Annotated in this window: 9 protein-coding genes; 6 read left to right on the top strand and 3 right to left on the bottom strand. The window is 71.9% G+C overall.

Features of this window, described 5'->3' with window-relative positions:
* The first annotated feature begins 228 nt into the window (after window positions 1–228).
* The 3 genes from ABD946_RS21330 (at window position 229) to ABD946_RS21320 (ending at window position 4,422) form a co-directional block, all read left to right on the top strand.
* Window positions 229–2,556: a M4 family metallopeptidase gene (locus tag ABD946_RS21330; RefSeq protein ID WP_345285912.1), complete on the top strand. Its 2,328-nt coding sequence runs from the start codon at window positions 229–231 to the stop codon at window positions 2,554–2,556.
* 208 nt (window positions 2,557–2,764) lie between these two features.
* Complete coding sequence (locus ABD946_RS21325; protein WP_345285910.1) at window positions 2,765–4,087, top strand: ammonium transporter; 1,323 nt, start codon at window positions 2,765–2,767, stop codon at window positions 4,085–4,087.
* Window positions 4,084–4,422 carry a P-II family nitrogen regulator gene (locus tag ABD946_RS21320; protein ID WP_345285908.1) on the top strand — a complete coding sequence of 113 codons (339 nt, stop codon included), beginning with the start codon at window positions 4,084–4,086 and terminating at the stop codon, window positions 4,420–4,422. The genes ABD946_RS21325 and ABD946_RS21320 overlap by 4 nt, the downstream gene beginning before the upstream one ends.
* Window positions 4,423–4,429: 7 nt before the next feature.
* Here ABD946_RS21320 and ABD946_RS21315 read toward each other — a convergent pair whose 3' ends face one another.
* Window positions 4,430–5,263 (bottom strand): hypothetical protein, encoded by an 834-nt coding sequence (locus ABD946_RS21315; protein ID WP_345285906.1) that lies wholly within the window; start codon window positions 5,261–5,263, stop codon window positions 4,430–4,432.
* Window positions 5,264–5,274: 11 nt separating this feature from the next.
* Window positions 5,275–5,772, bottom strand: a complete 498-nt coding sequence (locus ABD946_RS21310) for a SigE family RNA polymerase sigma factor (RefSeq protein ID WP_345285904.1) — start codon at window positions 5,770–5,772, stop codon at window positions 5,275–5,277.
* Window positions 5,773–6,013: 241 nt separating this feature from the next.
* On the opposite strand from ABD946_RS21310, the gene ABD946_RS21305 reads away from it, so the two are divergent.
* On the top strand, window positions 6,014–7,774 hold the full coding sequence (locus ABD946_RS21305; protein WP_380150182.1) for a carbohydrate-binding module family 20 domain-containing protein: 1,761 nt from the start codon (window positions 6,014–6,016) through the stop codon (window positions 7,772–7,774).
* Window positions 7,775–7,851: 77 nt separating this feature from the next.
* On the opposite strand, the gene ABD946_RS21300 is transcribed toward ABD946_RS21305, so the two are convergent.
* On the bottom strand, window positions 7,852–8,595 hold the full coding sequence (locus ABD946_RS21300; RefSeq protein ID WP_345285902.1) for an SDR family oxidoreductase: 744 nt from the start codon (window positions 8,593–8,595) through the stop codon (window positions 7,852–7,854).
* Window positions 8,596–8,803: 208 nt separating this feature from the next.
* Between ABD946_RS21300 and ABD946_RS21295 the strand changes: the two genes are divergently transcribed.
* Together ABD946_RS21295 and ABD946_RS21290 are read left to right on the top strand one after the other, a co-directional pair.
* Entirely contained in the window at window positions 8,804–10,096 is a 1,293-nt protein-coding gene (locus tag ABD946_RS21295; protein ID WP_345285900.1) for an ROK family transcriptional regulator, read from the top strand.
* Between the two features lie 380 nt (window positions 10,097–10,476).
* Window positions 10,477–11,502: an alpha/beta hydrolase gene (locus ABD946_RS21290; protein WP_345285898.1), complete on the top strand. Its 1,026-nt coding sequence runs from the start codon at window positions 10,477–10,479 to the stop codon at window positions 11,500–11,502.
* The last annotated feature ends 14 nt before the right edge of the window (window positions 11,503–11,516 follow it).

Here is an 11,516-nt window from a genome sequence, read left to right as displayed (position 1 = left end):
TCACGGCGGGTTTGCTGCCACGATTCCCCCTGCCGCGGACGAGATGGCCCCAAGTCCCCAACCGACGCGGCGTTCCAGCGCAGGCAAGGCGCTACCAAGCACCACTCCTTTCAACGCACCGACCCGGGCGTCGCACAGGCAGCCCGGGGCCCCCGCTGTGCCGCAACCCCGCGGCCAGGTTCTCTCCACCGTCCGTGCACCCCGCGGGCGGTCGGAAAAGGAGTCCGCATGTCCCGCTACACCCACGCCCGGGTGACGATGGCCGCGCTCGCCGCGACCACCGCCCTGGTGGTGACCGCCCTGCCCACGATGGCGCAGGCGTCCCCGCAGGCCCCCTCCCAGGTCAACTCGATCGCGGCCGGCAAGGCCAGCCTCCTCGCCTCCGCCGACCAGCAGGGCGCCGGCCTGGTCCAGTCCCTCGGCCTCGGCGGCCAGGAGAAGCTGGTCGCCAAGGACGTCGTGGTCGACGCCGACGGCTCCCGCCACCTGCGCTACGAGCGCACCTTCGCGGGCCTCCCGGTGCTCGGTGGCGACCTGGTCGTCCACCAGACCGCCGGTGGCCTCACCAAGGGCGTGGACAAGGCGAGTTCGGAGGCGCTGACCGGCTTCAGCACCACCCCGAAGCTGGCCGCCCCGGCCGCCCAGTCCTCGGCGCTCGCCGCCGAGCAGGGCTCCAGCCTGGACACCGCTCCCCGCCTGGTCGTCTGGGCCGCCTCGGGCGCCCCGCGGCTGGCCTACGAGACCGTGGTCTCGGGCGTCGAGTCGGACGGCACCCCGTCCCGGATGCACGTGGTGACGGACGCCCAGACCGGCGCCCTGATCCAGAAGTACGAGGGCATCAAGAAGGGCACCGGCCAGGGCGTCTTCGTCGGCAACGTCACCATCGGCACCTCGCTGTCGGGTTCGACGTACCAGATGAAGGACACCGCGCGCGGTGGCCAGTACACCACCAACCTGAACAACGGGACCTCGGGGAACGGCACCCTGTTCACCAAGGCCACCGACGCCTGGGGCAACGGCCTCGCCTCCAACAAGGAGTCGGCCGCCGTCGACGCGCACTACGGCGCGGGCGCGACCTGGGACTACTACAAGAACACCTTCAACCGCAGCGGCATCCGCAACGACGGCGTCGGCGCCTTCAGCCGGGTCCACTACGGCAGCAACTACGTCAACGCCTTCTGGGACGACGGCTGCTTCTGCATGACCTACGGCGACGGCTCGGGCAACAACGCCCCGCTGACCGCGCTGGACGTGGCCGGCCACGAGATGACCCACGGCGTCACCTCCAACACCGCCAACCTCACCTACTCGGGCGAGTCCGGCGGTCTGAACGAGGCCACCTCGGACATCTTCGGCACCATGGTCGAGTGGTACGCCAACCTGCCCGCCGACCCGCCGGACTACCTGATCGGCGAGGAGATCAACATCAACGGGGACGGCACGCCGCTCCGTTACATGGACAAGCCCTCCAAGGACGGCTCCTCCAAGGACTCGTGGTACTCGGGCATCGGCAACGTGGACGTGCACTACTCGTCCGGCCCGGCCAACCACTTCTTCTACCTGCTGTCCGAGGGCAGCGGCGCGAAGGTCGTCAACAACGTCAGCTACAACAGCCCGACGGTGAACAACATCACCGTCGCCGGCATCGGCCGGGACAAGGCCGCGGCGATCTGGTACCGCGCGCTGACCGTCTACATGACCTCCAGCACCAACTACGCCCAGGCCCGCACCGCCACCGAGAACGCGGCCAAGGACCTGTACGGCGCCGGCTCGACCGAGCTCTACCAGGTCGGCATGGCGTGGGCCGGCGTCGCGGTCGGCCAGCCGCCGACCAACCCGGGCACCGTCACCGTGACCAGCCCCGGCAACCAGACCACCAAGGTCAACACCGCGGTGAACCTGCAGATCAACGCCAGCGGCGGCACCGCCCCGCTGACCTTCTCGGCCACCGGCCTGCCGGCCGGCCTGTCGATCTCCACCTCCGGGAAGATCACCGGCACCCCGACCACCGAGGGCACCTCGAACGTGACGGTCACCGCCACGGACGCCGCCAACAAGTCGGGCACGGCCAGCTTCACCTGGACCGTGAACAACGTCACCAGCACCTGCACCCCGGCGCAGCTGCTCGGAAACGCGGGCTTCGAGTCCGGCAACACCACCTGGACCACGACCTCGGGCGTGATCGACAGCGGCACCAGCAAGCCCGCCCGCACCGGCTCCTACAAGGCCTGGCTGAACGGCTACGGCTCCTCGCACACCGACAGCGCCTCGCAGACCGTCTCCATCCCGGCCGGCTGCAAGGCCACCCTCGGCTTCTACCTGCGCATCGACACCGCCGAGACCGGCACCACCCAGTACGACAAGCTCACCGTCTCGGTGAACGGCACCGCGCTGAAGACCTACTCCAACGTGGACGCCGTCTCCTCCTACCAGCTGCGCACCTTCGACCTCTCGGCCTACGCCGGCCAGAGCGTCACCCTGAAGTTCAACGGTGTCGAGGACGCGTCGCTCGCGACCAGCTTCCTGATCGACGACACCTCCATCGCCACCAGCTGACGCACCCTCAGCGGTAGTTGAGCCCCGGCCCGGCGGATCCCATCCGTCGGGCCGGGGTACTTCCGTGAGCATCCGGAAACGGCCCGGCAACACGAAACGCCCCCGAAACACGCACGTCCGCATCCGGAAATCCGGCCCGTCCAGACTCGGCTCCCATCCGGCGCGCAACCCCACCCCGGCGCGTCGAGGGACCCCGGGAAGGCCGCAGATGCTGCTCGCAGAGACCCCCGCCGGGCCGGACACCGGCGACACCGCCTGGCTGCTGGCCAGCACCGCGCTGGTGCTGCTGATGACGCCGGGCCTGGCGCTGTTCTACGGCGGCATGGTCCGCACCAAGAGCGCGCTCAACATGATCATGATGAGCCTGGTCTCGATCGCCACCGTCACGGTGGTCTGGCTGGTGGCCGGCTACTCGCTGGCCTTCGGCCCGGACCTCGGCGGGCTCGGCCTGATCGGCGGGCTCGACCACCTGGGGATGGCCGGGATCACCCCCGCCTCGCTCACCGGCAAGGTCCCCACCCTGCTGTTCGCCACCTTCCAGCTGACCTTCGCGATCGTCACCGCCGCGCTGATCTCCGGCGCGGTCGCGGACCGTGCCAAGTTCGGTGCCTGGGTGCTGTTCACGGTGGTCTGGACGCTGCTGGTCTACGTGCCGGTCGCGCACTGGGTGTTCGCCCCCGGCGGCTGGCTGCTCAGCAGGCTGGGCGTGCTGGACTTCGCCGGCGGCCTGGTGGTCGAGGTCAACTGCGGGGCCAGCGGCCTGGCCCTGGCCCTGGTGCTCGGCCCCCGGCTGGGATTCCGGAAGGAGGCCATGCGCCCGCACAACCTGCCGATGGTGGTGCTCGGCGCGGGCCTGCTCTGGTTCGGCTGGTTCGGCTTCAACGCGGGCTCGGCGCTCGGCGCCAACGGCACCGCCGCCGCCGTGCTGCTCAACACCCAGGCGGCCGGCTGCACCGGCCTGCTCGGCTGGCTGCTGGTGGAGAAGAAGAAGGACGGCCACGCCACCACCCTCGGTGCCGCCTCCGGGGCGGTGGCCGGACTGGTCGCCATCACCCCCTCCTGCGGGTCGGTGGACCTGCTCGGCGCGCTGGTGATCGGCGCGGTGGCCGGTGTGGTCTGCTGCTACGCCGTCAGCTGGAAGTTCCGCTTCGGCTACGACGACTCGCTGGACGTGGTGGGCGTGCACCTGGTGGCCGGGGTGATCGGCACCGTGCTGATCGGCGTCTTCGCCTCCGCGGTGATGACCGGCGGCCCGGCGGGCCTGCTGCACGGCGGCTTCGGGCAGCTCGGCAAGCAGCTGCTGGCCGTGCTGGTGGTCGGCGGCTACGCCTTCGCGGTGACGTACGGGATCGGCAAGGCGATCGACCGCGCCATCGGCTTCCGGGCCAGCGCCGAGCACGAACTCACCGGCCTGGACCTCGCCGTGCACGCCGAGACCGCGTACGATCACGGCGTCCTGGGCCACGGCAGCGCGACCGCCGCGACCCGGCCGGCCGCCACCCCCTCCGTCCTGAAGGCCCCTCAGTCATGAAGCTGATCACCGCCGTCGTCAAGCCCTTCAAGCTGGACGAGGTGAAGACCGCCCTGCAGTCGCACGGCGTGCACGGACTGACCGTCACCGAGGCCAGCGGCTACGGCCGCCAGCACGGTCACACCGAGGTCTACCGCGGCGCCGAGTACCGGATCGACCTGGTGCCCAAGGTGCGGATCGAGGTCGTGGTGGAGGACGAGGAGGCCGACCTGGTGGTGGACGCCATCGTCTCCGCCGCCCGCACCGGCAAGATCGGCGACGGCAAGGTCTGGGTCGTCCCGGTGGACGGCATCGTCCGCGTCCGGACCGGCGAGCGCGGCCCGGACGCGGTCTGAGGGTCCGTCAGCGGCGGCCGCTCGCTTCGGTGAGCCGCCGGGGCACCAGCTCCTGCCACTCCTGCGCGCCGGTCCAGGCCCAGAGCAGCTCGGTGGAGAACGGCACCGTGGACCGCGAGCCGACCGGGATGCCGTCGGAGCCCATGACGGCATTGCCGGTCACGATGGTGACGGCCATCCCGTCCAGCCGTTCGCGGCGGACCGTGAGCAGCCGGAGGCCGTCGCGGTAGTCGGCGTCCTCCACCAACTTCCGCTCCCCGGTGGGGAGCACCAGGCTGGTGCAGTCGGAGCCCCGGGCGCAGTCGAAGCGTTCGGCGGACGGCCGGGAGAGCGCGACCCGGACGTCGGCCCGGCCGCGGGTGTCCTGGTAGCGGACGCTGATCTCGTAGTAGCCGTCCACCGGGCGCCAGTTGGCCTTGGCCGGCCCGGTGCCCGGGGCGGACTCCGGCAGCAGGACGGCCGTCCCGGTGCTCGGCAGCATCCGGGACAGCACGGTGAACATCGCCTCCCGGGTGAGCGGCACGGTCGACTCGGGGTCGGCTGCGGTCGGTGTCGGTGTCGGCGACGCCGGCGCCGTCGGCTCCGTCAGGGGGCTGGCGGCCACGGTGGCCCGGGCCCCGCCCTCGTCGGGCCGCCAGAGGTTCGGGGTCGCCACCGTGACCAAGGTGGCCACGGCGAGCGCCGTGCCGGCGATCCGCAGCCGGCGGCGGCGCCGGAGCCGGATCCCGAGGCGTCGGCCCTCGGCCACCATGGTGGCGACCGGGGCGTCGATGAGGTGGACCGCGTCGAAGAGTTCGTCGAGTCCGGGGTCGTGCGGCATGTCGTCCGTGCTCCTGGTCATGAAGTGCTCCGTCACAGACTCAGCAGGAGTTCGCGGTCCGCCCCGAGGATGCCCCGGAGCTTGGCCAGCGAGCGGGTGGTGAGGGTCTTGACGGCGCCGGGCGAGCACCCGAGCAGCTCGGACACCGACTCCACGCTGTGGTCCTCCAGGTACCGGAGCACCACCACCGCCCGGTTGCGGGGCGGCAGTTGGGCCAGCGCGGCGACCAGGGTGACCCGCAGGTCGGACTCCTCGTTCCCGAGCGTCAGCTGCTCCGGCAGCTCGGCCGAGACCACCTCGGTGGAGCGCCGCAGGCGGCGCTGCGAGAGGTACATCCGCAGCAGCACCTTGCGTGCGTACGCGTCCAGCCCGGGCTCGTCGCGGCCGCGCCGCAGCCGCCCCCAGACGGTGAACATCTTGGCCAGGGTGATCTGCACCAGGTCCTGCGCCTGGTGCCAGTCCCCGCACATCAGGTACGCGATCTGGAACAGGCGCCTGCTCCTGGTACTCGCGAACTCCTCGAACTCCATGCCCCCGCCCGACCGTGGTTCCCGCTGACGTCATGGAACCTGACGCTTCGGAAGGGACAGAGGTATCACACGATTCGGTCAGGTGACCGATCCGTGTCCTCCGGGAGTCTTGACGCTCCTGGGCGGCGGCCATAAGTTCAGCGCGTTGCAAGTTTCCAGCAAGTTTCAACGAGCTTGCGCAAGAGGCTTCCCAGGCCTCCGAATCCCCCCAGGCTGCCCCACCCAGCCCCCTGGAGACACCGTGGTCACCACCTCCCCCCGCCGCGCCGTCGGCGCCCTCGGCGCGTCCGCCGCCCTGGTGCTCTCGCTCGGCACCGGACTCTCGCTCGCCCCCACCGCCCAGGCCACCCCGCCGGGCACCAAGGACGTCACCGCCACCCTCTTCGAGTGGCGCTTCGACTCCGTCGCCAAGGCCTGCACCGACACGCTCGGCCCCAAGGGCTACGGCTACGTCGAGGTCTCGCCGCCCCAGGAGCACATCCAGGGCGCGCAGTGGTGGACCTCCTACCAGCCCGTCAGCTACAAGATCGCCGGACGGCTGGGCGACCGCGCCCAGTTCCAGTCCATGGTGAACACCTGTCACGCCGCAGGCGTCAAGGTGATCGCCGACTCCGTGGTCAACCACATGTCGGCCGGCTCCGGCACCGGCACCGGCGGCACCAACTACACCAAGTACAACTACCCCGGTTTCTACCAGGACTGGGACTTCCACTCCTGCCGCACCGCGATCGGCAACAACTACGCCGACCGCTCCAACGTGCAGAACTGCGAGCTGGTCAACCTCTCCGACCTCAACACCGGCTCCGCGTACGTCCAGCAGACCATCGCCACCTACCTCAGCGACCTGCTCTCGCTCGGCGTGGACGGATTCCGGATCGACGCCGCCAAGCACATCGCCGCCGCCGACCTGGCCGGCATCAAGGCGAAGATGAGCAACCCGAACGCCTACTGGGTGAGCGAGGTCATCTACGGCGCGGGCGAGGCCGTGCAGCCCGGCGAGTACACCGGCGTCGGCGACGTGGACGAGTTCCGCTCCGCGACCTGGCTGAAGAGCGCCTTCAACGGCGGCCGGATCTCCGACCTCTCCGGCTGGGGCAACGGCCTGCTGGCGAGCTCCCAGGCCCGCACCTTCGTCGACAACTGGGACACCGAGCGCAACGGCTCCACCCTCAACTACACCTACGGCTCCGCCTACACCCTGGCCAACGTCTTCCTGCTGGCCCACCCGTACGGCTCGCCGAACGTCTACTCCGGGTACGCCTTCACCGACCACGACGCCGGCCCGCCGAACGGCGGCACCGTCAACTCCTGCTACACCGACGGCTGGAACTGCACCCACGCCTGGCGGCAGGTGGCCAACATGGTCGGGTTCCGCAACGCGGTCGCGGGCACCGGCATCGTCAACTGGTGGTCCAACGGCAACAACGCCATCGGCTTCGGCCGCGGCGACAAGGGCTACGTCGCGATCAACCGCGAGGGCGGCGCGCTGACCCAGACCTTCCAGACCTCGCTCCCGGCCGGCACCTACTGCGACGTCCAGCACGGCGACTTCGCGTCCGGCAGCTGCTCCGGGACCAGCTACGCGGTCGGCTCCGACGGGAAGTTCACCGCCACCGTCGGCGCGGGCGACGCCGTCGCCCTGCACGTCGGCGCCCGGACCTCCGCCACCGCCACCCCGACCCCGACCCCCACGCCTTCGCCCACGGCCGCCACCGCCGCCGCCTTCGCGGTGAACGCCACCACCGTCTACGGCCAGAACATCTACGTCGTCGGCAACACCACCGCCCTCGGCGGCTGGGACACCTCCAAGGCCCTGCTGCTCTCCTCCGCCGCCTACCCGGTCTGGAAGCTCAACGTCCCGATGGCAGCGGGTACCTCCTTCGAGTACAAGTACGTCCGCAAGGAGTCCAACGGCGCCGTCACCTGGGAGTCCGGCGCCAACCGCACCGCCACCGTCCCCACCAACGGCACCGTCACCCTGAACGACACCTGGCGCCCCTGACACCCTCCCCCGTACGGCCGGCCGCCCCACCCCCAGCGCACGGGGGAGGGGCGGCCGGTCCCGTTCCGGACGGTCCGTCAGCCGCGGCCGATGTAGGGCATGGTGGTGGCCATCACGGTGGCGAACTGGACGTTGGCCTCCAGGGGGAGGGCGGCCATGTGGCGGACGGTGCGGGCGACGTCGGCGACGGACATGGTGGGTTCGGGGGCGGTGCGGCCGTCCGCCTGGCGGACGCCGGTGGACATGGCGGCCGTCATGTCGGTGGCGGCGTTGCCGATGTCGATCTGGCCGCAGGCGATGCGGTGGGGGCGGCCCTCCAGGGAGAGGGACTTGGTGAGGCCGGTGACGGCGTGCTTCGTGGCGGTGTAGGCGACGGAGTACGGACGGGGGACGTGGGCGGAGATGGAGCCGTTGTTGATGATGCGTCCGCCCTGCGGGGTCTGGAGCTTCATCCGGCGGAAGGCGGCCTGGGCGCAGAGGAAGGCGCCGGTGAGGTTGAGGTCGACCACCGCGCGCCAGTCGGCGACCGCGAGGTCCTCGACGGGGGTGGGGGTGCCGAAGCTGCCGGCGTTGTTGAAGAGCAGGTCGACCCGGCCGTACGCGGAGACGGCGGCGTCGAACAGCGCGTCCACCGCGGCCGGGTCGGTGACGTCGGTGGGCACGGCCAGCGCGGGGGAGGCGGCCTCGGCGGCGACGGCGTCGAGCGCGTCGGCCCGTCGTCCGGCGAGGACCAGCCGCCAGCCGTGGGCGGCGAGTTCGAGGGCCACCGCGCGGCCGACCCCGCTGCCCGCTCCGGTGACGACGGCGACCTGATGGTCCATGGCTGGGCTCCCGGGATCGGTGGGGTCGGTGAGTCGGTGAGGGGACTCGATGATCGCGTACGGAGGGCGGGCGGGTCACTGGTCGGAGCGTCCAGCGGCGCGCCGCAGGAGGGGGGCGGGGCTTGGCGGGACGTACGGGGAGGTGACGCGCGCCACAGGGGCCGCGGGGGGTGATCGCTAGAGTGTCCGGGAGGAGGCAGGGAGAACAGTGGAGAAGCAGGACGGCCGGCCCATGCCCGCGGGCCTGGTGACGTCGGGGCAGCGCGCCGAGTTGATGCGGCAGGGCAACGCCTCCTCGGTGCTGCGCGCGGTGCTGGCGTACGGGCCGGTCTCGCGGGCCGAGATCGCCCGGCACACCGGGATCTCCGCACCGAGCGTGACCAAGCTGACCGCCGCCCTGATCGAGGCGCAGCTGCTCACCGAGCTGGCCCCGGTGGAGCCGACCCAGGGCCGCCCCCGGGTGCCGCTGGCGCTGGACGGCGACCACGTGGTGGCGCTCGGCCTGCACATCGGACTGCTGCGCACCACCTTCGGCCTGGTCGGCCCGGACGGCAGCGTGGTGGCCGAGCGCGAACTCCCGCACCACGAACTGCCGGACCTCTCCCCGGAGCGGATCGTCGAGCAGGCGGTCGCGGGCGTGGCGGCCTTCCTGAGGGACCGTCTCGGCGGCCGCCGCCTGGTCGGCACCGGCGTGACGGTCGGCGGTTGGGTGGACGGCGCGCGCGGCCTGGTGGTGGAGCACGGCCCGCTGGACTGGCACGGCGTCAGACTGCTGGAGCTGCTGGAGGGCCGGCTGCCCGGCCCGGTGGTGCTGGAGCAGACGGTGCGTGCGATCGCCCGGGCCGAGCTCTGGTTCGGCGCCGGCCGGGAGACCGACGACTTCGTGCTGGTGATGATCGGCAACGTGCTGGGCGCCGCGATCGTGGTGGACCGCACGGTGCACCGCGGTCCGGGCGCCGCGGCCGGGGCGATCGAGCACCTGCCCGCCACCGACGACCCGGACGCCCCGCGCTGCCCGGTCTGCGGGGCGAGCTGCCTGGTCGTCACCGCCTCGGACACCGCCCTGGTGGCCCGGGCCCGGGAGCTCGGGGTGCTGCCGAAGCGGCGACGGGCGGACGGCCCGGACGGCGGCGATTCGCTGGCCCTGGAGCGGCTGATCGCGCTGGCCCGCCCGGCCGGTTCGGGCAGCGGCGACGAGCGGGCGCAGGAGCTGCTGCGCACCCGGGCCCGCCGGGTGGGCCGCGCGGTGGCCGGGATCGTGGACCTGCTCAACCCGAGCAAGGTGGTGCTGGCGGGCGGCATCCTGGTGGCCGACGAGTACCTGGACGAGCTGCGCACCGAGGTCGGCCGCCGCAGCCACCGGGGCCTGGCGGTGGCCGACGACATCCTGCCGGCGGTGTTCGGCTCGCGGACGCTGGTGCGCTCCTCGGCGGTGCCGGTGCTGGAGCGGGTGATCACCGAGCCGTTCACCGCGCTCGGCCTGCTGCGCTCACAGCTCTGACCCGCCCCCGGGAGGGTGTGACCTTGCTCCCGCTTCCGCCGTGACCCCGGTCACGTCAACGCCGCCGACGGCGGGCCGGGTCGACGCCGCCACCGGGGCCGGGCCGTTCGAATGCGGTCGCATCCCCGCCGACCAGCGGGGGTGACCCCCGTCGAACGGCGGGAAGGCGGAGGTCGGGAGGGGAAGATCGCAACCGGCCCGCGCCGGGCCCGCGTCGTAGGATCACGGACGGCACACCTGCCCCGCCGGGAGCGGGTCGCCGACCAGGGTCGGCGTTCCGGGCACCTCCGCGGTGGCCGCAGGAGACGCCCGGCCCGGGCCCCGCACCGGGGACCTCGTCCGGAGACGCCCGGGCGATCGACCGCTCGGAGAAGAAGACCTTGTTCCTGAAGCCCGCCCGTTCCGTCCTGGCATCCGTCGGCGTCCTCGGACTGGCCCTCGGTCTGGCCGCCTGCGGCAGCACCCCGGCGCCGTCCGCCCAGGACGGCAAGGCCGGGGGCAAGGGGGGTTCCTCGGGCAGTCCGAGCGCGGGTCAGAGCAGCACCCCGCCGCCGAAGCCGAGCAAGGTGCTGATGCCGACCGGTCCGGCGGCCGACCTGAAGAAGGTCCGGGACACCTCGGCCGGGCCGATCATGCTGACCACGCTGACCGGCGCCAAGTCCGGTGTCAGCGGCAAGGTCTGGGTCTGGCTGCCGCCGGAGTACCAGGACCCCAAGTTCGCCAAGACCGGCTTCCCGGTGCTCACCCTGTACGCCGGCGGACAGAGCGCGGGCTACAACACCTGGACGGACAACCAGCTGCCGATCCAGGAGATCGGCGCGCAGCTCTCCAAGGAGGGCAAGGCGCACCCGTTCATCCTGGTGATGCCGGTGCAGAACCTCGACTCCAACGAGTCCAAGGCGCTGGAGTGCAGCGACATCCCGGGCCAGCCCAAGATGGGCACCTGGATGGCCCAGGACGTCCCGGACTTCGTGCGGGCCAACTTCCGCACCGTCAAGGGCCGGGACGGCTGGGGCCTGATGGGCGCCTCCACCGGCGCGTTCTGCAGCGCCAAGCTGGCGCTCCAGCACCCCGACGTGTTCAAGGCCGCCGTCCCGATCGACGGCTACTTCAACCCGGACTCCCCGCTCTGGAAGGGCCACGACACCGAGCGGCTGGCGAACAGCCCGGACCAGCTGGTCGCGGCCGGCAAGGCCGACGTGCGGCTGCTCGCCACGGCGGGCGGCGCCAACGCCTACGAGGTCAAGCTGGTGAAGAACTGGGTCGCCAAGGCGGCGGCGCCCGCCACCGTCGAGTACTACGAGCAGCCCGGGGGCAAGCACCTGACCTCGGACTTCAAGAAGATGATCCCGGTGACCCTGGAGTGGCTCTCCAAGAACCTCGCCGGGCCGCAGGGCGACGACTGAGCGCGGCGGGCGGG

This window comes from Kitasatospora albolonga, from assembly GCF_039535905.1.
Taxonomy (GTDB): Bacteria; Actinomycetota; Actinomycetes; order Streptomycetales; family Streptomycetaceae; genus Kitasatospora; species Kitasatospora albolonga.
The sequence above is the reverse complement of the archived record's forward strand: the minus strand, read 5'-3'. Positions and strand labels throughout refer to the sequence as shown.

Bases quoted from the DNA above. Each gene is read 5' to 3' on its own strand.
- ABD946_RS21330 (WP_345285912.1), top strand. From the start codon at position 229: ATGTCCCGCTACACCCACGCCCGGGTGACGATGGCCGCGCTCGCCGCG.
- ABD946_RS21325 (WP_345285910.1), top strand. From the start codon at position 2,765: ATGCTGCTCGCAGAGACCCCCGCCGGGCCGGACACCGGCGACACCGCC.
- ABD946_RS21320 (WP_345285908.1), top strand. From the start codon at position 4,084: ATGAAGCTGATCACCGCCGTCGTCAAGCCCTTCAAGCTGGACGAGGTG.
- ABD946_RS21315 (WP_345285906.1), bottom strand. From the start codon at position 5,263: ATGACCAGGAGCACGGACGACATGCCGCACGACCCCGGACTCGACGAA.
- ABD946_RS21310 (WP_345285904.1), bottom strand. From the start codon at position 5,772: ATGGAGTTCGAGGAGTTCGCGAGTACCAGGAGCAGGCGCCTGTTCCAG.
- ABD946_RS21300 (WP_345285902.1), bottom strand. From the start codon at position 8,595: ATGGACCATCAGGTCGCCGTCGTCACCGGAGCGGGCAGCGGGGTCGGC.